The sequence below is a fragment of the Escherichia sp. MOD1-EC6475 genome (genome assembly GCF_003046645.1).
GTDB lineage: Bacteria > Pseudomonadota > Gammaproteobacteria > Enterobacterales > Enterobacteriaceae > Escherichia > Escherichia ruysiae.
This window is the reverse complement of the sequence record NZ_PZKQ01000022.1, coordinates 85817-108757: the sequence shown is the minus strand read 5'-3', so window position 1 is coordinate 108757 and position 22941 is coordinate 85817. Positions and strand designations below refer to the sequence as shown.

The following is a 22941-nucleotide window of genomic DNA, read 5'->3' as shown; positions in this document are numbered from 1 at the left end:
TTAATGTCGGTGATAGCCATCGATCATACATTTAAAGGTTTCGTGCGGAGTACGCCCCGTAGTGCAAAGATAGAGATGACCGAAGATGAAAAAGAGGCTAATAAATGCCAGAGCAAAATGCGCCTGTAATAACCAGTATCTTACGCCAGGAAACACATCGCCCACGACTTGCGGATAGAGACACAGCAGCCCCGTCACCAGTAACAACGGCAGTAATCCATACATCACCCCGACATAGGCTACCTGCTGTAAGGGATTAAATTTAGACTGCATTGTCGCCGGAAAAGGATGCGCTTCCCCCTGCATAATGCCAGACAGATAAAATCGCGTTTGTTTCGCCGCTCGCCCCAGCCACCCTTGACGACGAATGCGATAGTGGTGACCATTACCCCCAGCGGCATTAATCAGAACAAAGCCAAGCCAGCATACCAGTAACAAGAATCCACAAACTTCATGCACAGCAACCAGACTTTTGACCGCAGCTGCGCCCACCAGCGCAAAGTGATTAATTAGCCCACTTGCCAGCAACAATACGAAGAGTAATGCGTTCGACCAGTGCCATAATCTGACCGCCTTGCTGTAAAGATAAACCTTCTCGCCATGATCGGTGGCTGATTTCTTCACACCACGAGCACGAAGCAAAGCGTGCAGCCCCAGGACTAACCACATTCCAACCAGCAATAGCCCGGCAATGACCAGCCACACCGGCCAAAATTCAGGGGTGAACTGTGGTACATAGTTCGCCAACTGGCTCTGAAACTGTTCAGCATTTTGCGACGGGTTCATACATTTTCCTTCTTAATCAAATGTTGACCGAACCGGCGATACAAATGCGGTTTCCCGGCACCAGGTAGCTGATATTGATAGTATTTATTTTCCTGTAACCACGCCTGAATTTCTGGGCTATCTTCGCGACCAAAGATCAATGCGTGTTCCGGGCAGGCGCTGACGCAAATGGGCGGAAAACCTTTTGCCAGCCGGGACTCGGCGCAGAAATCACATTTATCCGCCACTTTAGTCACAGGGTTAAGGTAACGAACCTGATACGGGCAAGCGCCAATGCAATAACTGCAGCCGATACACTGCGATTTTTCTACCCGTACGATCCCCTGCTCATCACGCCACGACGCCCCTGTTGGGCAAACGTCGATGCAAGGAGCATCTTCACAGTGCTGGCATGACTGGCGAAAAAAGTGATATTGCGTTTCGTTGTCGTTATCGGTAACTGGAATGTGTGCTATCGATAAACGGCTTCCCTGGGCCGGAACGTGATTGGTCTTGCGACATGCTCGGGCGCAAATATTACAACCATTGCACCGTGACTCATCGTGAATCATGGCATACCGAACTTCCTTTTCTTGCCTGGTGTTCGCTAACAGAGAAGACGCAGAGCCAGTAAAAAAGATTACTGTTCCCATCCCCAGAACAAATTTGCGTCGAGTGAAGGACATCTGATTATCCCCTAATGCAGTGGCTGCAACTGTCCACCCTGTCCATGACATTTCCCTGAAATTTCAGGGATTCTGAAACTGCTCAACCTCAAACCATTCGCATAAACCATAAGCCTTGCCATAGCTCATATACCGCTCGCTAAACAGGTACAGCACCGCCGTCGATGACTCCACCTGGCGTATATCGGCATATTCAGGGGCAACATCCATCGCGGCGATCGCGGCTTCAATCTGCGCTTCCTGGAAGTAATATGGCGCTTGCCTCAGCATGGCGACTTTGTAGGGTCGCGGGTACGTCTGGCACTCAAAGCGAACGACGTGAGCAATGGCGCGACAAATGTCCTGCTCCACAACTTGCAAAGACATCGCCGCGTAGTTTTCGCTCATGGCCTGCGTTGAGTAATAGTAATCATCGTGAGTTCCCGTGATACAGGCGATATCCGCGTAGTCTCCGTTCTGTTTTATGCCTTCCAGCAAAAAAGACAGATCCTCTTCAGCAACCGAATATGGCGGCGAGAGAAACACGGCACGCGCCACCAGTTGACCCGCAGCCGAATGCTGGCGGATAAACTCTGCCAGAACTTCCGTCGGTTCTGGTTCTGCGACGTCTTCACTGACCGTATCTCCGGTGTGACGCATACCCTGCAACCATTGACGCTTCGCCTCGTCAACGTCGCTGACTCCGGATAGCGGCAACTCATCCTGATGGTTCATCTCACCCATTCCTTATGCTGGAAGCAGATTGTGTGCAGCCAGATCGGTGGCAATATCTTCCAGCCCCAGACGTTGCAACGTTTCACGTGTCGGGCAACCGAGCTGTGGATCCCAGCCCATTTCCTTGTAGAACATTGTGAGAGACGCGTACATATCGTCGCGATCCATTTTGTCAGTTCCTTCAGTAAAGACCGGGATCTGCGGATCCTTGTCGAATACCCAAGAGCAAATAAGATCGTGCTCGTTACGCATATCTTTGGTTTGCATCAGTTTTACCGTGTAAGCGCGATGCAGTGTAAATATACGTTCAGCGGCTAAATCTAATTTTTCCTGGGTCATCTCTTCACCGGTGATCGCTTTGAAGAATTTGGCTTCTAAAGCAAGGTCACCACGGTAATTACGGCTCTTCAGCGGCGAAACGGTCATTGGCCAGACCCAGTTGCACAGGGTGACGGCGTTATGCAAACAGACCCGCAACAGCGACCATTTGGCATATTTAATTTTTGCGTCATTGATCGGCGTGTAGTTTTTGGTTTCGTCGTAAGCATCTTCAGAGCCAAAAAGCTCTTTCGCCACTTCACGCTGCAATTTCAACGGCAGACCGGAGCCAATAAAGTTAATGTGGGTGTGCGTCATGCAATCGCGGTTGAACATGCAGTTAACAATGGAACCAACTTGCGCCGAGGCTTCATTAGCATGATGAACCGGATAGCCAAACGGCGACCAGAGTTTATTTTTCGCGTAGCCCCAATACTCTTCGCCCAAATTCCAGCGTTCCGCAATGGCATATGAGCCATCAGCCAGGTGGCTCAACTCACCCACGCGATGCGCCAGACGGTAGTAAAAATCTTTAATGAAGTTAACGTCGCCCGCTTCCAGCTGATCCCAGCGAATTTCCGCATACTCATCAGCAGGCAGAACGCGTTTGAACACGCCTTTGCTGTAGCAATACGTAAAATCTCGATGTAGCTGTCCGTAGTTACACCACAGACCGTAGTCATCGAACAGATTCAGACCAACCAGATTGCCAATGACGCGACCATCGTCTTTATCTTCAAAATCTTTCGGCCCGTTCGGGAAGATGGTGGTATGGACAAAGTTTGCTACACAAGTATTACCGCCGGTGCTGGGCACGCCGAACTCTTTGACCCGAGGAATGTTCATCTGGGTCATACAACGAATCGGGCAAGAGTGGCAGCCGCTCATTTTTACCGTGTATTTCTCTGCTGCCGGACCTAAGTCAAAAACGGATTTATAGGTGCGAAAACCCACGGTATTTTGATTGCCTGGCGGGATCTCGCCCGTTTCAATCGGGCCACCTTCCGCCGCTCCCCAGAACAGACCTTTACGCGCCGTCCAGCGAGACTTGGGATCGGAGTACTCCGCCCACGATTGCGGCGTACTTGGCACCACATGGTTATTATTCGCACCGATAAGTTCGGTCATCATGTAGTCATTGAGACGTTTCATCTCCTGACGATCGGCAATGTTGACCCCTTTAGTCCCTTCAACTGCAATCGCTTTGAGGTTTTTCGAACCCATTATTGCGCCAGTTCCCGCGCCGCCGCTGTGATTACGGCTATTCAACATGCCAGAGAGCGGCACAAGGTTTTCACCTGCCTGACCAATAGCTGCCACACAGGTTTCCGGGCTGGTCAAACGACAAATTTCTTCCGTCGTGGCTCGCGTCCCTTTACCCCATAGGAAATCTGCTTTTTCGAGGGTAACTTTGTCATCTTTAATATTCAGCCAAACCGGTGATTTCGCTTTCCCTTCGATAATAATAACGTCGTATCCAGCGAATTTCATTTGCGCGGCAAAAAAGCCACCCATATGGGCATCAACAACTAAATTCCCTTTGGTAAAGGTGGAAAGCGAAGTGATATTTACGCGAGAACTACAGGGAGCACCAGAGCCAGTTAATGGCCCGGTAGCAAAGACTAATTTATTTGCTTCATCGAAAGGTTTAGTGCCTAGCGGTACTTCGTCATACATAATTTTGTAGCCGAATCCCATGCCACCAACAAAACTTTTAAACTTACTGGAATCTTCGAGGGTAATATTTCCTGTCGTGAGATTAACTCTTAATATATTACCTGTCCAACCGTTAGCCATGATTTTTTCCTTTGCAAGATTCACACAGTAATATCTTTCCACTCGATAATTTTTAACGCCCCTGTTGGGCAGGCGTTTGCACATTCACCACATAACACACATTTCGAGGATTTTTTACTTTCGGTATTTACGGTAGCCATCATCCACGGACACGCAGTGGTACAGGCGCTACAACCAATACAACGTTTATGATCGACGACAATACAGCCTTCTTCCTGCTGCCAGGCAATCGCGCCAATCGGGCAAACGTTCATGCATTGCGGATCTTTGCATTGACGACAGGTGTCAGCGGTATAGTTCAGATCGCCATACAGACCACCGCCTGATCCTATCCCATTGTCGCCAAAGAAATAATTACGATGGATTTTGATGCGGGAGAAAAAAGTGCCCACCGAGCCATCATTGAAGTTAGTACAAGAGATTTCACAGCGATGGCAGCCTGTGCATCGCGCTCGCTGGGTAACCAGCACGCCTTTGGGCGTATTTATCAACCCTACCGTACCGCTATCAATATCTTCCTGCTTGCAACCCAAAAGTGACAGTAACGCAGGGGCTATCGTTAAACCAGCAAGACCCTTTCCTGATATACGCAAGAATTCTAATCGCGTTAAGCCAATATCTAATAGTGGACGACCAACCGGGTTCATTTATTTCGCATCCTCTTCGCAAACACAGTGCTGACAATTCAACAGCCTGATATTAAGCATTCAACTAATACGCTGCTGACTCTGTCCCCAACACCAGATATTTTCCCTAACCTGATAGTGCATGAGAAAAGAATTAACGCCAATAAACTAATCCTTTATGGTTAGGAGAAAAAATAATGTGATTATTCTGAGGGCTTAACATTGATCATTATCAATTAAATTCACAAAGTGAGAAATTAAAAGTGAACTGATATTTATTATCATCTGAAATTAATTTCATTTAAGTGACAATTATTTGTGATATTCATTCCAGAAAATAAAAATAACATTCCCGTTATGCACTTTAATACATATCGAAACTCATATAATTTCATCAGTTGCTATTTATGAAAATTAGCTGTGGCTGCGATTGAAATAAACATATCAGGATGAAGTGTTGCACTTCATCCTGAATGGTCATTTTACCAGCGCGTTAATGACGGTTTCCATCGCCTGTTTTTCCAGTTCGCCGCGTTGAATACGTTTATTGGCTAAAGCCGTGCGTAATACGCCAGCGATGACAATATGTTTTGGTTCCTGCCCCAAATCGCGCATTTCCAGCACAACTTTACCGACTACCCTGCACATCTCGCGGTACAGTTCGTCATCTTTTGTCCGATTTCCCATTCTTTGTACCTATTTATCATGCCAACTATCAGCATATATCAATCTAATCAATTAAACAAAAATCAAACAAAATCATATAAATAACGTTATAAACTATTTTGACTGTAGTGATTGAGCGATGGTGTATTTATACACCTGATGAACATTCACTACTCCCCAGGCTGGCGACCTTACCTCGTGACGTTGCGCAAACACCGAAGTTTTTGCGTAATCTTTTCCCTGTAACATTAAATCTTTGATAACAATTTATTGTCTGGAGACTTGTATATTTTTTGAAACGCTGTTTTTGTTTTCCTTTTGGATTAATTTCAGCGTATAATGCGCGCCAATTGACTCTTGAATGGTTTCAGCACTTTGGACTGTAGAACTCAACGACTCAAAAACAGGCACTCACGTTGGGCTGAGACACAAGCACACATTCCTCTGCACGCTTTTTCGATGTCACCTATCCTTAGAGCGAGGCACCATCACTTTCGTAATACCGGATTCGCTTTCCGGCAGTGCGCCCAGAAAGCAAGTTTCTCCTATCCTTCTCAACTTAAAGACTAAGACTGTCATGAAAAAGACCAAAATTGTTTGCACCATCGGACCAAAAACCGAATCTGAAGAGATGTTAGCTAAAATGCTGGACGCGGGCATGAACGTCATGCGTCTGAACTTCTCTCATGGTGACTATGCAGAACACGGTCAGCGCATTCAGAATCTGCGCAACGTGATGAGCAAAACCGGCAAAACTGCCGCTATCCTGCTCGATACCAAAGGTCCGGAAATCCGCACCATGAAACTGGAAGGCGGTAATGACGTTTCTCTGAAAGCAGGCCAGACCTTTACTTTCACCACTGACAAATCTGTTATCGGCAACAGCGAAATGGTTGCGGTAACTTATGAAGGTTTCACTTCTGACCTGTCCGTCGGCAACACCGTACTGGTTGACGATGGTCTGATCGGTATGGAAGTTACCGCCATTGAAGGTAACAAAGTTATCTGTAAGGTACTGAACAACGGTGACCTGGGCGAAAACAAAGGTGTGAACCTGCCTGGCGTTTCTATTGCCCTGCCGGCACTGGCTGAAAAAGACAAACAGGATCTCATCTTTGGTTGCGAACAAGGCGTTGACTTTGTTGCTGCTTCCTTTATCCGTAAGCGTTCTGACGTTATCGAAATCCGTGAACACCTGAAAGCGCACGGCGGCGAAAACATCCAAATCATCTCCAAAATCGAAAACCAGGAAGGCCTCAACAACTTCGACGAAATTCTCGAAGCCTCTGACGGCATCATGGTTGCTCGTGGCGACCTGGGTGTAGAAATCCCGGTTGAAGAAGTTATCTTCGCCCAGAAGATGATGATCGAAAAATGTATCCGCGCACGTAAAGTCGTTATCACTGCGACCCAGATGCTGGATTCCATGATCAAAAACCCACGTCCGACCCGCGCAGAAGCCGGTGACGTCGCGAACGCCATCCTCGACGGTACTGACGCAGTAATGTTGTCTGGTGAATCCGCAAAAGGTAAATACCCACTGGAAGCTGTTTCTATCATGGCAACCATTTGCGAACGTACCGACCGCGTGATGAACAGCCGTCTCGAGTTCAACAACGACAACCGTAAACTGCGCATTACCGAAGCTGTGTGCCGTGGTGCGGTTGAAACTGCTGAAAAACTGGATGCTCCGCTGATCGTCGTAGCAACCCAGGGCGGTAAATCTGCTCGTGCAGTGCGTAAATACTTCCCGGATGCAACCATCCTGGCACTGACCACGAATGAAAAAACTGCACATCAGCTGGTACTGAGCAAAGGCGTTGTGCCGCAGCTGGTCAAAGAGATCACTTCTACTGATGATTTCTACCGTCTGGGTAAAGAACTGGCTCTGCAGAGCGGTCTGGCGCACAAAGGTGACGTAGTAGTAATGGTTTCCGGTGCACTTGTACCGAGCGGCACTACCAACACCGCATCTGTTCACGTCCTGTAATATTGCTTTTGTGAATTAATTTGTATATCCAAGCGCCCTGATGGGCGCTTTTTTTATTTAATCGATAACCAGAAGCAATAAAAAATCAAATCGGATTTCACTATATAATCTCACTTTATCTAAGATGAATCCGATGGAAGCATCCTGTTTTCTCTCAATTTTTTTATCTAAAACCCAGCGTTCGATGTTTCTTTGAGCGAACGATCAAAAATAAGTGCCTTCCCATCAAAAAAATATTCTCAACATAAAAAACTTTGTGTAATACTTGTAACGCTACATGGAGATTAACTCAATCTAGAGGGTATTAATAATGAAAGCTACTAAACTGGTACTGGGCGCGGTAATCCTGGGTTCTACTCTGCTGGCAGGTTGCTCCAGCAACGCTAAAATCGATCAGCTGTCTTCTGACGTTCAGACTCTGAACGCTAAAGTTGACCAGCTGAGCAACGACGTGAACGCAATGCGTTCCGACGTTCAGGCTGCTAAAGATGACGCAGCTCGTGCTAACCAGCGTCTGGACAACATGGCTACTAAATACCGCAAGTAATAGTACCTGTGAAGTGAAAAATGGCGCACATTGTGCGCCATTTTTTTTGCCTGCTAATAACTGTTATTGCGTCGCACGTAACATATTGCCCTGCTCAGGTTCGCCATTTTGAGCTGACTCAACTGCGGGCGCGTTGCTGGCATGTGTCGTTCCATTGCCTACCGCGACCGGATATCCCGCCCGACGATATAAGGCTTTATCCACCAGCTTCTGATCAACAGCCTGATTATCTTTGAATTGCGTAAAACCAATGGGCAGTTTATACGGCATCGTCTGAACGTTCTGCTGTTCCTCTGCCGATAGTGGTCGATGCACTTCCACATAACGCATTCCGTTCGGTTCTACAGAGTATTTCACCGGCTCATTGATCACTTTCACCGGCGTCCCCGTCCGCACGCTGGAGAACAAAGCTTTAATATCCGGTGCGTTCATACGAATACAGCCCGAACTGACGCGCAAACCGACGCTGTCCGGCGCACTGGTGCCATGAATGAGATATTCGCCATTGCCGTGCGCCAGGCGCATTGCGTAGCGTCCTAGTGGGTTATTAGGCCCTGCTGGAACGACTGGTGGTAATTTTATGCCACGCTCCAGCGAACGCTGCCGAATACCAGCGGTCGGTGTCCAGGTAGGGTTAGGGATTTTCTGCCCAACCCGCGTATCCATCACTGGCGTTTCCAGTCCCTGCAAGCCAATGCCTATCGGGTAGACCTGCACGATATTTTCTCCTGGCGGATAATAATAAAGACGCAGCTCGGCAAGGTTAACGATGATCCCCTGACGCGGCGCATCAGGTAATAACAGTTGTGAAGGAATGGTTATCGTCGTACCTGGTTTTGGCACCGGGGCGATGGTGTTATTGGCTTCCAGAATCAACATTGCCGCAGTATCAAAACGTCGGGCGATGGCCTGAAGGTTTTTATCCCCCTCTTGCACCGTATACGTTTGATTTTGCCCAACCAGTCGGCTTCCGGTTGGTGGGAGCGGGTAATCTACCGCCCAGGCAGCGTGTATGGCGCTAAAAGCGCCGATAAGAGTCAGTGTAAGCAGAGACGCGCGTTTCATTGTAAACCTCCTGTATTTGCCGGAGACTCACGCTAAGACGTCGGATGGCGCTTTTGCTTACTTGAAGCCGAAACACTCCTGTGCTGGTCAGAGTAAACATCGACCATCCGGCAATGTGAGTCATCCGGATGAAAGCTGTTCCTTTAGTTTAGCTAAGTGCAGCGGCTTTGGCGCGGATTGCACGAATCATCGCTTCCAGACCTTGTGAACGAGATGGGGTGAGATGCTGAGCGAGCGCCATTTTTTCAAACCACGGGCGCACGTCAAAATTAACAATATCCTGCGGCGTCATCTGGTCGTAGAGAATAAAAACAACCGCAATAAGCCCTTTCACAATGGCGGCATCGCTGTCGCCCTGCAATTCAATAATTCCCTGCGCATTCTGGCGCATTACAATCCATACCTGACTCTGACAGCCCTGAATACTATTTTGCGGGTTTCTGTCTTCATCGCGTAATTCCGGCAGACGCTGACCCAGTTCAATAATGTAGAGATATTTCTCTTCCCAGTTGGCGCAGCGTAAAAAATTACGCAGCAATTTTTCTTTATCCGGCAATACAGCCATAGAGCCTCCCTGTTATCCCAGCAGACGATGAATGCGTTGCAATCCTGTCACCAGACGATCCACTTCTTCATGGGTGTTATACATAGCCAACGACGCCCGACACATAGCCGGAACGTTATAAAACGCCATCAACGGCATCGCGCAGTGATGGCCGGTACGCACAGCGATACCGTAGTTATCCAGAAAACTGCCAACATCATAGGCATGATGTTTACCGAGATTAAAGGCGATAACGCCAAGTCTGTCCGGTGGCCCATACAGAGTAAGATCCGGCACCGCTGTCAGTTGTGACAGCGCGTAATGCATCAGATTCTGTTCGTACTCAGCAATGTTGTTAAGCCCCAGAGCTGACACATACTCCAGCGCCGCACCAAGACCAATAATCCCCCCCGTATTGGGCGTGCCGGCCTCAAACCGCCACGGCGCTTTGGTCCAGGTAGTACCTTCGCTAAGGCTGACGGTGGCAATCATAGATCCGCCCCCTTCCCACGGCGGCATCTCCTGCAACAAGGCTTCTTTAACATAAAGAATTCCAATGCCGGTGGGGCCATACAGTTTATGCCCGGAAAAAACGTAGAAGTCGCAGTCCAGCGCCTGCACATCCACCGGATGATGCATCACTGCCTGAGCGCCATCCACCAGCACTTTTGCGCCATGCTGGTGCGCAAGTGTGATCATTTCCGGCAGCGGATTTTCCGTCCCCAGCACATTAGACACGTGAGTAATCGCCAGCAGGCGGGTTTTCTCATCAAACAGATTAGGCAGCGTCTCCAGTTGCAGCGTGCCGTCCGGGTTAAGCGGGATCACCCGCAGCTCTGCGCCAACGCGCGCGCAAAGCATCTGCCAGGGAACAATGTTAGCGTGGTGTTCCATCTGACTGATGATGATGTTATCGCCCGCCCGCACGTTGCTGTTGCCCCAGCTATTGGCGACCAGATTGATCCCTTCCGTAGTGCCACGGACGAACACCAGCTCTTCCGCCGAACGGGCATTGATAAACAGCGATGCACGCTTACGCACGTTCTCCATTTTCTCGGTCGCCTGGGTGCTTAACGTATGAATACCGCGATGCACCGCCGCGTAGCCGTGACGATAAAACTCAGCCTCGGCGTCAATCACCTGGTTCGGTTTCTGCGCACTGGCGGCGCTGTCGAGATAAGCCAGCGGCAAACCGTTCACCTCACGCGAGAGCACCGGAAAATCGGCACGCACCTTCTCAACGGAAAAAGTCATCTTGCACCTCCCGGCAGCCGTTGGCCGATTCGAGCCAGCACCTGCTGTTTAAGACCATCATCGCGCAAGGCTTCCGTCAGTTCGGCGGCAAAGGCATAGATGATCATCTGCTGGGCATCCTGCTGATTGATCCCGCGAGAACGCAGATAGAACATTTGCTCATCATCAATACGCCCGACCGTTGCGCCGTGGCTGCATTTCACATCATCGGCATAAATTTCCAGTTGCGGTTTGGTATCCACTTCCGCCAGCTTGCCCATCAGCAGATTATTATTGGTCATCTGGCCGTCAGTCTTGATGGCATACTGCGCGACGTTAATCAAACCATTAAATACCGCGCGCCCTTTGTCGCTGACGATAGTTTTGTGCAACTGGCGGCTGTTACAAAAACCTTTATTGTGTTCCAGCCAGGTGCGGGTATCGCACACTTCATTTTTCACCGGCATCGCCAGGCTATTAATCCGCAGCGTACTGTTTTCGCCATTAAGTTGCGTACTGGTGTTGTGCCGTAACACAGCGCCACCAAGCAGAAAACTGTGGCTAGATGCGGTGGCATCGTCTGCCAGCAGCAAATCGTTATGGGCAAAGTGGTGGCTGACCGGGTTTTCAAACGCCAGCTTGATATGCTGCAAGTGGGCGTTCGCTGCGACGTTGATAGTAAAGCGCGCGCCGGTAAAATGGCGGGCATCATTAAGGCTGACAAAATGTTCAATCACTGTCGCTTCCGCGCCTTCCGCCAGATCCAGATGATGGCGGTAATGGGCTGTGTTCACCTCTTCACCTGCCACGCCCTGGGTAATATGCATTAACAGCAATGGCTTTGCAGGCCGTTGACCGCGCTTCACAGCAATATGCGTAACGCTTTGCGCCAGGCTTTCCGTCAGATGCAGAAACACTTCTGGCTGAATGGCATCGGGCAGCCCCTGGCGTTCGTCGTTTATGCTCACGTCATATCCGCTGCCTTCAGTTGCATCGCTAAGTGCTGGCATGTAACGTCCATCGACAAACACCAGCCGCACGGCGTCTAACGTTAAGGCTAAGGCATCACGCTGCTCTTGAGATATATCCCCCGCAATGCTGACAAACTGGCTATTGGTCAGCCCTTCCAGCGGCGTATATTTCCAGTGCTCATGTTTACGCGTCGGCAGACCGGTACGCAGCAATTGTTGTAAATGCTGCTGAGCTTGCGGGGAGCGTTTTGCCCCTTCAGCCTCAAACAAGTGATGCCACTGTTGCAGCACGTTACTGCTGTTCACTAAGCCAGCCATAACCCTGCTCCTCCAGTTGTTTGACCAACGTGAAATCGCCGGATTTCACAATTCGCCCCTGATACAGCACGTGGACGTAATCAGGCTTGATGTAGTCAAGAATGCGTTGGTAGTGCGTAACAATGATGAATGAACGCTTGCCGTCACGCAGCGAGTTCACGCCATCGGCAACCACTTTTAATGCATCGATATCCAGCCCGGAGTCCGACTCATCAAGAATGCATAACTCCGGCTCCAGCACTGCCATTTGCAAAATATCGTTGCGCTTTTTCTCGCCACCGGAAAAACCAACGTTAACCGAACGGGTTAATAAATCTTCCGGCATCTTCAACAGGGCGATTTTCTCTTCCATCAAATCCTGAAAATCGAAGCGGTCGAGCGTTTCCTGACTGCGATAACTACGCACCGCATTGAGCGCCGTTTGCAGGAAAAACTGGTTACTGACGCCAGGGATTTCCACTGGATACTGAAAAGCCATAAAGATGCCTTCGCCTGCACGATCTTCCGGCGACAGCTCTAGCAAATCTTTGCCCTTAAACACCACCGTGCCGCCCGTCACTTCATAATCTTCACGCCCGGCAAGGGTTGCCGATAAGGTACTTTTGCCCGAACCGTTTGGTCCCATAATGGCGTGAACTTCGCCGGGACGAACGTCGAGGCTTAATCCGCGCAGGATAGCTTTATCTTCCACGCTGACGTGTAAATCTTTAATACTTAACATGTTTATTCCTTATCCGACGCTGTGTTCAAGACTGATGGCGAGGAGTTTTTGTGCTTCAACGGCAAATTCCAGCGGCAGTTCCGAGAACACGTCTTTGCAGAAACCGTTAACAATCATCGAGATGGCGTCTTCTTCGCTGATCCCGCGTTGCAGGCAGTAAAACAGCTGATCTTCACCAATACGCGATGTCGTTGCCTCGTGCTCCAGTTGTGCGCTGTTATTGCGACATTCGACATACGGGAAGGTATGCGCCCCGCAATTAGCGCCAATCAGCATTGAGTCGCACTGAGTGAAGTTGCGCGCATTGGTTGCCGTCGGCATGATTTTTACCAGCCCGCGATAACTGTTCTGGCTGTGTCCGGCAGAGATCCCTTTCGAGATAATGGTCGATTTGGTGTTCTTACCGATGTGGATCATCTTGGTGCCGGTATCAGCTTGCTGATGACCGCTGGTCAGCGCCACCGAGTAGAACTCACCGATGGAGTTATCGCCGCGCAAAATGCAGCTTGGGTATTTCCAGGTAATGGCTGAACCGGTTTCCGATTGTGTCCACGACATTTTGCTGTTTTCGCCTTCGCACAGAGCACGCTTGGTGACGAAGTTGAGAATACCGCCGGTGTTGTTATCGCCAGGGAACCAGTTTTGCACCGTGGAATATTTCACCTCGGCGTTTTTATGGATGATGACTTCCACCACCGCCGCGTGTAGCTGGTAGCTATCACGCACTGGTGCGGAGCAGCCTTCAATGTAGCTGACGTAGCTGTCTTCGTCGGCTACCAGAATGGTGCGCTCAAACTGCCCGGTTTTTTCCGCGTTAATGCGGAAATAGGTGGAAAGCTCCATCGGACAGCGTACGCCTTTAGGCACATAAATAAACGTACCGTCAGAGGCTACCGCCGCATTAAGTGCGGCAAAGAAGTTGTCATTCCCCGGCACCACGGTGCCGAGATATTTCTTCACCAGTTCCGGGTGATCGTGAATCGCTTCACCAAAGGAACAGAAAATGATCCCCTGCTCCGCCAGTTTTTCGCGATAAGTGGTGGCAACCGAAACAGAATCGAAAATGGCATCCACCGCCACCTCTTTGCCTTCCCGCACCGGTACGCCCAACTGCTCAAATGCCGCTTCAACCTCTTTACTTAAAAAGGCGTTTGCGCCGGTTTGTTGCACCGCGCCCGGTTCAGAAACACAGGTGTCATCGCAGTTACCACATGAAGGCGCGGAGTAATAGCTGTAATCCTGATAATTCAGCTTGTCGTAGTGCGCCTTCAGCCAGTGCGGTTCTTCCATCTCCAGCCATGCGCGATAGGCGTTGAGACGAAACTCCAGCATCCACTCCGGCTCATTACGCTTCGCCGAGATTGCGCGCACTACCTCTTCGTTTATGCCCTTAGCCAGTTCATCAGTCGCTAATTGGGTGAAGAATCCTTCTTTATAATTCAGCGGGCCGCCGGTCCAGGTTTTGACATCGTCAGTTGCTTCAGTATTACGAGACATAGTACCGCCTATACCCCAAAGCTTTCGCCACAGCCACATTCATTCTGGGCTTTCGGGTTGTGAAATTTAAATATCTGATTGAGTCCTTCGCGAACGAAATCAACTTCCGTGCCATCAATAAACGGCATTGCTTGTAGGGGGACGAACAGCTTCGCGCCGTCGTGTTCAAACAGCAGATCGTCTTTGTCCGGCTCGCTAACACTGTCGAGTACATAGCCAAAGCCCGCGCAGCCCGTTTGCTTCACACCTAAGCGCACACCGACCATGCCTGGTTGCTTCGCCACTAGCTCACGGATGTGTACCGCCGCTGCGGGGGTTAGCGTTAAGCCTTGCCAGGTGAAATCCTCTGGGTTAAAGGTTCCTGAATGCATGTCCATCTATTTACCTCACTTCATCGCTTTCAGCGTATAACAGCATGTTAGTGATAATGATTATCAGTTCAACCCGGCAAACACAGGGGCTTTACCGTAAAACATGCTTTTTGCCTGCATTTAATAAGCATAGACCCTGATGTGCGGCTTAACAGGCACGCTAAGAATTAGGTATCTCATTGTTAGTTAATGATTATTATCGGAGGACATTTAAGACTGTGATGGAAAAGAAAAAGTTGTATTGAAAATGACTATTTAAGAGATAGGTAAAAAAGTGGCTCGTTCAGAAATAAGAAAACCCTTAAGTCTGTTCAACACAGACTTAAGGGTTTCTACCCCATCCGGCGCTTATCTCCGGCACTCACAGTGGCTTAGCTCTTGAAGGGGCGATAAGAATAATCTCATAAGGCTAAGCCGGCGTTTTAACACAACCTGCGATTTGTATTCTTTTTAAACAAGATCAAGCGGGTAAAAATAGGAGAAGTCAGAAGAAAGTCGTCAGACCTGGACTGGAGTTAATCCAGGTCGATGGGGCACACTAACTGCGTTCAGCCAGAATCAATGCACGCCCAAACGCCAGGCAAAGTAGATTTCTTCTTTTAATTCAGCAGAAGAGAGAGTAAGCAGATCAGCGAATTCAAGTTCTAGTTGTTTCAGACGTTTGAGGTATTGGGCAGGTGAAAGATTGCTCTGGTCACGGCGTAAAAATTCAATGGCCAGTTGGGTGGGATCAAATTGAGTAGACATAGCATCCTCGCTTTTAGACAAGACCTGCACAGTATACCACCGTTTACTGTGCAGATAATGACCAAAAGCAATATGCGTCACACTTTTCTGGTGACAACGTCACAAAATGGCGGTCGTCAATCGTGATGAACAGCACAAACGACCTTTCTCGTCGAAGATTTCAATCTGCCAGACCTGATGACGTGAACCAAGATGCAGCGGCTTGCAAACGCCGCGAACTCGCCCTTCTCGTGCCGAGCGAACATGGTTAGCATTGATTTCCAGACCAACGACTTTTTGCTCACCTTCGGTACATAAATAACCGGCAACGGAGCCAATACTTTCGGCCAGCACCACGGACGCACCGCCATGCAGCAGCCCGAAAGGCTGCTTTGTCCGCGAGTCTACCGGCATTGTCGCTTCCAGGGTGTCATCACCAATATGTTCAAAACGAATATCCAGCAACCCCACCATGTTTCCGTTACCCATGGCGTTCAGCGCCTCAAGAGTGATTTTACGTTTCCATATCATTTAATAATCTCCAGTAATGCCTGCACAGGATGGCGTACCCCCGTGCCTTCAACCCGTTTTACCTGACTACGGCAGGAATATCCGGTCGCCAGACAGCGATTTCGCGGCAGACGCTGCATCGCCTGATGCCAGGATAACTCATAGATCCCAAGCGAGTTTTTATGATTTTTCGCTTCATGTCCGTAAGTCCCCGCCATACCGCAACAACCCACACTGACATTTTCCAGCTTCGCGCCAAAACGGGCAAATATCTCGGCCCATTGTGCTGGCGCCCCCGGCAAGGCGGTGACTTCGGTACAGTGACCAAAGAAATACCACGGTTCACCGCTGACCGCAGCTACTGGCTGTGACTCAAGTGCGCTTGCCAGCCATTCATTCGCCAGCAGAACGTTAAACTCGCCGCGTTCCTTGCCGAGAGTGAGTTTGTATTCGTCGCGATAACAAAGAACCAGAGCTGGATCGACCCCCACCATTGGCATTCCCAGCTTCGCCATACGGTTGAGGAAATCCGCCGTCTTTTTCGCCGTCTTCGCAAAACGATTGAGGAATCCTTTGATGTGCTGGGCTTTACCATTCGGCGAGAATGGCAGTAACACAGGCTGGAAACCTAATTTTTCGATCAGACGGACAAAATCTGCCACCACTTGCGCATCGTAATAACTGGTGAAAGGGTCTTGCACCACCAACACCGTGCGCGCTTTCTGCTCAGCATTGAGAGCTTCAAGCTGTTCCAGCGTCATATTTGCCGAGCGATGCCCCACCATTTGTTGTTGCAGCGAGGGAACTGACAGCAGCGGCAAATCAACCATGCCGATGTGTTTTTTCGACAGTTTGCGCACCAGCGGCTGGTTAATGAAGAAGTTAAACGTCTTCGGCGCTCGCGCCATCAGCGGCGCATAACTTTCGACCGTCGCCACAAGATGGTCGCGCAGCGGGCGTAAATAACGGGTGTGATAGAGTTGCAGGAAACGAGAGCGGAACTCCGGCACGTCAATTTTGATGGGGCACTGGGTCGAACAGGCTTTACAGGCCAGACAGCCTGACATCGCCTCTTTCACTTCGTGGGAGAAGTCATATTCGCCTTTATTTGCGTGCCAGCTATTGCGCGTGCGGGCAATTAACGTCCGCAAACTGGCTCGCGATTCCGGCAGTTCTTGTTCCAGTTTTAGAGGATCAACACCACGGTCAGCCAGCAAACGTAGCCATTCACGCACCAGTGTTGCGCGCCCTTTCGGTGAATGAATCCGGTTCTGGGTGATCTTCATCGACGGACACATGGGGCTGCGGGCATCAAAGTTGAAGCATAAACCGTTGCCGTTACATTCCATTGCCCCACGCCACTGCTGACGTACCGCGATGGGGATCTGCCGGTCAAATGTACCGCGCTTCACCGCGTCCACTTTCATCATCGGTGCATCGAGACCTTCTGGCGGACAAATTTTCCCTGGGTTTAGTCGATTATGCGGGTCAAATGCCGCTTTAACTTTGCGCAGTTCTGCGAAAAGTTCCTCACCGAAAAACGCCGGGCTGTATTCGGCGCGAAAACCTTTACCGTGCTCGCCCCACAACAATCCACCATATTTCGCAGTCAACGCCACCACGTCATCAGAGATTTGCTTCATCAAAATCTCTTGTTGCGGATCGCACATATCCAGCGCCGGACGAACGTGCAAAACACCCGCATCGACGTGACCGAACATACCGTAGCTTAAGCCGTGGCTGTCGAGCAGCGCGCGAAATTCGGCTATATAATCCGCCAGATGTTCCGGCGGTACGCAGGTATCTTCGGCAAACGGAATGGGCTTGGCGGCGCCTTTTGCATTGCCAAGCAGGCCTACGGCTTTTTTACGCATCGCATAGATACGTTCAACGCCTGCCAGCTCGCGGCACACCTGCCAGCCAATGACGCCTGCTTGCTGACTAGCGATAAGTTCGTCCAGCCGCGCACAGAGTGCATTTACCCGCTCGTCAATCAGCGCCTCATCATCACCAGCAAATTCCACAATGTTCAGCCCGAGCATCTCTTTCTCGGGCACGTCAGTAATCAACTCGCTGACGGAATGCCAGACAATATCTTCCCGCGCCAGATTCAGCACTTTTGAGTCCACCGTCTCTACCGAAAGCGCCCGAGCCTCAACCATAAATGGCGCGTTACGCAGCGCGGAGTCAAAAGAGTCATATTTGACGTTCACCAGACGGCGCACTTTCGGCAAGCGAGTAATATCCAGTCGCGCTTCGGTAATAAAGGCCAGCGTCCCTTCTGAACCCGTCAGAATTCGCGTCAGGTCGAATTCAGTCATCTCATCGTTAAAGACATGACGCAGATCGTAACCGGTAAGAAAGCGGTTAAGTTTGGGGAATTTGTCGATGATTAACTGGCGTTGCTGACGGCAGCGTTGATAAACCGTTTTATAGATACGCCCGATAGCGGTATTGGTTTTACCCAGCGTTTCTGCCAGTTCGACGGGTAAAGGTTGCGTATCGAGAATATCGCCCCCCAACAACACCGCCCGCACGCCGAGCACGTGATCTGACGTTTTGCCATAGACCAGCGAGCCCTGACCGGAAGCATCGGTATTGATCATCCCGCCGAGCGTTGCCCGGTTGCTGGTTGAAAGTTCCGGTGCAAAAAAGTAGCCAAATGGTTTCAGATACTGATTCAGTTGGTCTTTAATTACCCCCGCTTCAACGCGCACCCAGCCCTCTTCAGGGTTAATTTCGATGATGCGGTTCATATGACGGGACATATCAACAATAATCCCCTGGTTGAGCGCCTGACCGTTAGTGCCGGTGCCGCCACCGCGCGGGGTGAAGATCAGCGATGAATAGCGTTCTTGCGCAGCCAGACGAGCGATTAATGCCACATCTGCGGTCGAACGCGGAAATACCACTGCATCGGGGAGAAGTTGGTAAATACTGTTGTCGGTCGACATTGTCAGACGATCGGCATAACTTGTCGCCGTATCGCCGGTAAACCCCTGTTGCTCCAGCTCTTGCAAAAAATTAAGCACCAGTTGAACGACGCCGGGTGCCTGAGAAATCTGTGGAATCATTATATTGACCCTTTCCTGCGGTCTGTGATGTAGGTCGATACACAGTTCTTTCAGGCTGCTGCAATAGCGCACTGAAAGGTGATGTGTGTTTACTCTATGGATTTCGAGTTGCGGGAAGGCGGCAAGCGAGTGAACGCCAGGAGCTTACAAAAGTAAGTGACTGGGGTGAACGAACGTAGCCGCAGCACATGCAACTTGAAATACGACGAGTAAACCGTTTGCGTGTTGCCTGAATTGTTGTACCACATTTTTTTCTTACACGCCCATCAGAATTAAGGGCAGAATCGGCCTGTTAAAAACCGCTGAAATTGCTCATCATTATGCAGGTGAGTTTCGCGTGTTCACGTCGCGTCGACGATTTGACGCACAAAAAAGGTGAAAAGTAGTTATGGTAAATGTTCGTCAGCCCAGGGATGTCGCACAAATTCTGCTTTCGGTGCTGTTTTTAGCCATCATGATTGTGGCATGTCTGTGGATTGTTCAACCCTTCGTTCTCGGCTTTGCGTGGGCCGGTACGGTGGTGATCGCTACCTGGCCGGTATTGTTACGCTTGCAAAAGATCATGTTTGGTCGCCGTTCGCTCGCCGTTCTGGTGATGACGCTGTTATTAGTGATGGTGTTTATCATCCCTATTGCCTTATTGGTTAACAGTATCGTCGATGGCAGTGGGCCGTTGATTAAAGCCATTTCCAGCGGCGACATGACGTTACCCGATCTGGCGTGGCTTAATACCATTCCGGTGATTGGCGCGAAGCTGTATGCAGGCTGGCACAATTTGCTGGATATGGGGGGGACGGCGATCATGGCGAAAGTCCGTCCTTATATTGGCACCACCACCACCTGGTTTGTTGGGCAGGCGGCGCATATCGGGCGATTTATGGTGCATTGTGCGCTCATGCTTCTCTTCAGCGCCCTGCTGTACTGGCGCGGTGAACAGGTAGCGCAAGGCATTCGCCATTTTGCAACTCGTCTGGCAGGCGTTCGCGGTGATGCCGCAGTCCTGCTGGCGGCGCAGGCTATCCGTGCGGTGGCGCTGGGCGTGGTGGTAACGGCGTTGGTGCAGGCGGTTCTTGGCGGTATCGGTTTGGCGGTATCCGGCGTTCCTTACGCAACGCTGCTGACGGTGTTAATGATCCTCTCCTGCCTTGTCCAGCTTGGCCCGCTGCCGGTGTTGATTCCGGCGATTATCTGGCTCTACTGGACCGGTGATACCACCTGGGGCACGGTATTGCTGGTGTGGAGTGGTGTGGTTGGCACACTGGATAACGTGATTCGCCCGATGTTAATTCGCATGGGTGCCGATTTACCGCTGATCCTGATCCTCTCCGGGGTTATCGGTGGTTTGATTGCCTTCGGGATGATTGGTCTGTTTATTGGTCCGGTTCTGTTAGCCGTTTCCTGGCGTCTGTTTGCCGCGTGGGTGGAAGAAGTCCCGCCACCGACTGACCAGCCGGAAGAAATTCTCGAAGAACTGGGCGAAATAGAAAAGCCGAATAAGTAACTCTCTCATCAGGCGGCTCTGCCGCCTGATTGTTAACCATCGCTAATTGATATTTCATTTCTCAACCTCGTATTTCCCTGCTTACCCCCATTCAGCTGGTAGTACCTGTCGCAAATTCTTTACAGTTTTTAAACTAATGAGACGAATCTGATCGACGCAAAAAGTCCGTATGCCTACTATTAGCTCACGGTTATAAATCAACATATTGATTTATAAGTATGGAAATCCCCTGAGTGAAACAACGAATTGCTGTGTGTAGTCTTTGCCCATCTCCCACGATGGGCTTTTTTTTAACATTTTTCCGTTTACTTATCTCGCCATTCATTCTTTCCAATAATGTTGCACAAGATACTGTGACTCTCTTCAAGCCGTTAGCAGGCTGATAATGTTATTTATATTTTATTCTATTTTTGATGCAGCGATTACCTATGAACGCTTATGAACTCCAGGCACTACGCCATATTTTTGCCATGACTGTTGATGAATGCGCGACCTGGATTGCCCAGACAGGTGACAGCGAAAGCTGGCGGCACTGGGAAAATGGCAAAAGCGCCATTCCTGATAGCGTCGTTGAAAAATTGCTGGCTATGCGTCAGCAAAGAAAAAAACATCTTCACGCCATCATAGAGAAAATAAATAACCGCATCGGCAATAACACCATGCGCTTCTTCCCTGATTTAACCGCGTTTCAACGTGTCTACCCTGACGGCGATTTTATTGACTGGAAGATTTATCAATCAGTAGCCGCTGAGTTATATGCGCACAATCTTGAGCGTCTTTGTTGATATTTTAACGGGAATCAATAGCCATTATTACAAGAATAATGACCGGATATTGACGCAATATCGTCACATTTTTTAAAGCAAAGTTGCTGAGTGGATCTTATGAAAAGTCCCTATCTCCCTACCGCGCTGGGGTTGTATTTCAATTACCTGGTACATGGTATGGGCGTCATTTTGATGACTCTGAATATGGCCTCGCTGGAGACGCTTTGGCATACCAATGCGGCAGGTGTCTCGATTGTTATCTCATCATTAGGCATTGGCCGATTAAGCGTCCTGTTTCTTTCTGGCTTATTATCCGATCGCTTCGGTCGACGACCGTTTATCATTCTCGGTATGTGCTGCTATATCGCCTTCTTTTTTGGCATCCTGCACACCAATAACATTATTATCGCTTATGTTTTTGGTTTTCTGGCCGGAATGGCAAACAGTTTTCTCGATGCAGGCACTTATCCCAGCCTGATGGAAGCCTTTCCTCATTCGCCGGGTACAGCCAATATTTTAATTAAAGCCTTTGTTTCCAGCGGGCAATTTTTATTGCCGCTAATCATCAGTCTGTTAGTGTGGGCCGAACTGTGGTTTGGTTGGTCTTTTATGATTGCCGCAGGCTTTATGATTATTAACGGTCTATTTTTATACCGCTGTACATTTCCACCGCATCCGGGTCGTTGCTTACCGGCAGTAAATAAAACAACCACTTCTGCGAGGCATCGCTGCTCAATAATCGATTTAGCCAGTTATACCTTATATGGCTATATCTCAATGGCAACGTTTTATCTTGTCAGCCAGTGGCTGGCACAATACGGGCAATTTGTCGCTGGCATGTCATACACAATGTCGATCAAATTACTCAGCATCTACACCGTGGGATCGCTGCTTTGCGTATTTATTAGTGCGCCGCTCATTCGTAAAGCGATTCACCCGACAACATTGTTGATGCTGTACACTTTTATCTCATTTATTGCCCTGCTCACCGTTTGCCTGTATCCCATATTTTATGTGGTAATAACATTCGCTTTCGTTATTGGTTTTACCTCTGCTGGAGGCGTTGTACAAATTGGCCTGACGTTAATGGCTGAACGTTTTCCCTACGCTAAAGGTAAAGCAACCGGGATTTATTACAGTGCGGGAAGTATTGCAACCTTTACCATTCCGTTAATTACGGCTCATCTATCACAAAGAAGTATTGCCGATATTATGTGGTTCGATACCGCCATCGCTGCCGTTGGATTTTTACTGGCGCTGTTTATTGGCTTACGCAGTCACAAGGAAACACAACATCCATCGCTAAAAGAAAATGTCGCCACGGGTGGGTAATGCAATATTCTTTTCAGGACATGCAAGATCTTACGGATAAATTAATCTTTCTGCGCCAATTAAGGAAAATCACGATCAAAAACAAACTATCTCATGCAATATACCTGGAAACATAAACTTTATGTCATGTACCCAGGGAAAATCATCTTCAGTATAGTGATTATGAAAACCGTCGAAGAACAATACGTACGGTAACAAAATT

The 22941-nt window shown here is 49.3% G+C and carries 22 protein-coding genes and 1 other RNA gene; 7 read left to right on the top strand and 16 right to left on the bottom strand.

The window, feature by feature from the left end; all coding sequences use genetic code 11:
• The 6 genes from phsC to fumD all read right to left on the bottom strand — a co-directional run bounded on the left by phsC (position 1) and on the right by fumD (position 5593).
• Positions 1–786, bottom strand: a complete 786-nt coding sequence (phsC, locus tag A7589_RS07025) for a thiosulfate reductase cytochrome B subunit (RefSeq protein ID WP_001070023.1) — start codon at positions 784–786, stop codon at positions 1–3.
• The gene (locus A7589_RS07020) at positions 783–1451 is read right to left on the bottom strand and encodes a 4Fe-4S dicluster domain-containing protein (RefSeq protein ID WP_001602609.1); all 669 of its coding nucleotides are present in this window, start codon (positions 1449–1451) and stop codon (positions 783–785) included. The genes phsC and A7589_RS07020 overlap by 4 nt, the downstream gene beginning before the upstream one ends.
• 63 nt (positions 1452–1514) lie before the next feature.
• Positions 1515–2165, bottom strand: a complete 651-nt coding sequence (locus A7589_RS07015; RefSeq protein WP_010355674.1) for a YdhW family putative oxidoreductase system protein — start codon at positions 2163–2165, stop codon at positions 1515–1517.
• Between the two features lie 12 nt (positions 2166–2177).
• Positions 2178–4280: an aldehyde ferredoxin oxidoreductase gene (locus A7589_RS07010; RefSeq protein WP_108188784.1), complete on the bottom strand. Its 2103-nt coding sequence runs from the start codon at positions 4278–4280 to the stop codon at positions 2178–2180.
• 20 nt (positions 4281–4300) lie between these two features.
• Positions 4301–4927: a ferredoxin-like protein gene (locus A7589_RS07005; RefSeq protein WP_105282555.1), complete on the bottom strand. Its 627-nt coding sequence runs from the start codon at positions 4925–4927 to the stop codon at positions 4301–4303.
• A gap of 456 nt (positions 4928–5383) precedes the next feature.
• Positions 5384–5593, bottom strand: a complete 210-nt coding sequence (fumD, locus tag A7589_RS07000) for a fumarate hydratase FumD (protein WP_000528336.1) — start codon at positions 5591–5593, stop codon at positions 5384–5386.
• 354 nt (positions 5594–5947) lie between these two features.
• Here fumD and ynhH point away from each other — a divergent pair, with 354 nt between their 5' ends.
• The 3 genes from ynhH (at position 5948) to lpp (ending at position 8109) form a co-directional block, all read left to right on the top strand.
• Entirely contained in the window at positions 5948–6142 is a 195-nt protein-coding gene (ynhH, locus tag A7589_RS23485) for a protein YnhH (RefSeq protein ID WP_242664678.1), read from the top strand.
• A gap of 7 nt (positions 6143–6149) precedes the next feature.
• Entirely contained in the window at positions 6150–7562 is a 1413-nt protein-coding gene (gene pykF / locus A7589_RS06995) for a pyruvate kinase PykF (protein WP_010346010.1), read from the top strand.
• A gap of 310 nt (positions 7563–7872) precedes the next feature.
• A complete protein-coding gene (lpp, locus tag A7589_RS06990; protein WP_000648420.1) occupies positions 7873–8109 on the top strand; it encodes a murein lipoprotein Lpp in 237 nt (78 codons plus the stop codon).
• 63 nt (positions 8110–8172) lie between these two features.
• Here lpp and ldtE read toward each other — a convergent pair whose 3' ends face one another.
• From ldtE to ydiJ, 10 genes are all read right to left on the bottom strand, one after another.
• The gene (ldtE, locus tag A7589_RS06985) at positions 8173–9174 is read right to left on the bottom strand and encodes a L,D-transpeptidase LdtE (protein WP_000817074.1); all 1002 of its coding nucleotides are present in this window, start codon (positions 9172–9174) and stop codon (positions 8173–8175) included.
• A 148-nt stretch (positions 9175–9322) separates the two neighbouring features.
• Complete coding sequence (gene sufE / locus A7589_RS06980) at positions 9323–9739, bottom strand: cysteine desulfuration protein SufE (protein ID WP_000279732.1); 417 nt, start codon at positions 9737–9739, stop codon at positions 9323–9325.
• A 12-nt stretch (positions 9740–9751) separates the two neighbouring features.
• On the bottom strand, positions 9752–10972 hold the full coding sequence (gene sufS, locus A7589_RS06975; protein ID WP_000144610.1) for a cysteine desulfurase SufS: 1221 nt from the start codon (positions 10970–10972) through the stop codon (positions 9752–9754).
• Complete coding sequence (gene sufD / locus A7589_RS06970; protein ID WP_000908090.1) at positions 10969–12240, bottom strand: Fe-S cluster assembly protein SufD; 1272 nt, start codon at positions 12238–12240, stop codon at positions 10969–10971. The genes sufS and sufD overlap by 4 nt, the downstream gene beginning before the upstream one ends.
• Positions 12215–12961: a Fe-S cluster assembly ATPase SufC gene (gene sufC / locus A7589_RS06965; protein WP_000948881.1), complete on the bottom strand. Its 747-nt coding sequence runs from the start codon at positions 12959–12961 to the stop codon at positions 12215–12217. Before sufC ends, sufD begins: the two co-directional genes overlap by 26 nt.
• 9 nt (positions 12962–12970) lie before the next feature.
• Positions 12971–14458 (bottom strand): Fe-S cluster assembly protein SufB, encoded by a 1488-nt coding sequence (gene sufB, locus A7589_RS06960; protein ID WP_010354068.1) that lies wholly within the window; start codon positions 14456–14458, stop codon positions 12971–12973.
• Positions 14459–14466: 8 nt separating this feature from the next.
• Entirely contained in the window at positions 14467–14835 is a 369-nt protein-coding gene (gene sufA, locus A7589_RS06955; RefSeq protein ID WP_000367151.1) for a Fe-S cluster assembly scaffold SufA, read from the bottom strand.
• A gap of 552 nt (positions 14836–15387) precedes the next feature.
• On the bottom strand, positions 15388–15576 hold the full coding sequence (locus A7589_RS06950) for a YdiH family protein (protein WP_016158182.1): 189 nt from the start codon (positions 15574–15576) through the stop codon (positions 15388–15390).
• Between the two features lie 99 nt (positions 15577–15675).
• On the bottom strand, positions 15676–16086 hold the full coding sequence (gene menI, locus A7589_RS06945) for a 1,4-dihydroxy-2-naphthoyl-CoA hydrolase (protein WP_000637991.1): 411 nt from the start codon (positions 16084–16086) through the stop codon (positions 15676–15678).
• Positions 16083–19139, bottom strand: coding sequence for a D-2-hydroxyglutarate dehydrogenase YdiJ (gene ydiJ / locus A7589_RS06940; protein WP_000613017.1), 3057 nt, complete (start codon positions 19137–19139; stop codon positions 16083–16085). Before ydiJ ends, menI begins: the two co-directional genes overlap by 4 nt.
• 388 nt (positions 19140–19527) lie before the next feature.
• Between ydiJ and ydiK the strand changes: the two genes are divergently transcribed.
• The 4 genes from ydiK (at position 19528) to A7589_RS06920 (ending at position 22739) form a co-directional block, all read left to right on the top strand.
• Entirely contained in the window at positions 19528–20640 is a 1113-nt protein-coding gene (ydiK, locus tag A7589_RS06935) for an AI-2E family transporter YdiK (protein ID WP_000248654.1), read from the top strand.
• Positions 20641–20826: 186 nt separating this feature from the next.
• Positions 20827–20934: antisense sRNA RprA (gene rprA, locus A7589_RS06930), an RNA gene on the top strand.
• A gap of 134 nt (positions 20935–21068) precedes the next feature.
• A complete protein-coding gene (locus A7589_RS06925) occupies positions 21069–21425 on the top strand; it encodes a YdiL family protein (RefSeq protein ID WP_000995295.1) in 357 nt (118 codons plus the stop codon).
• A 99-nt stretch (positions 21426–21524) separates the two neighbouring features.
• Positions 21525–22739 (top strand): MFS transporter, encoded by a 1215-nt coding sequence (locus A7589_RS06920; protein WP_105282559.1) that lies wholly within the window; start codon positions 21525–21527, stop codon positions 22737–22739.
• Positions 22740–22941: the final 202 nt, after the last annotated feature.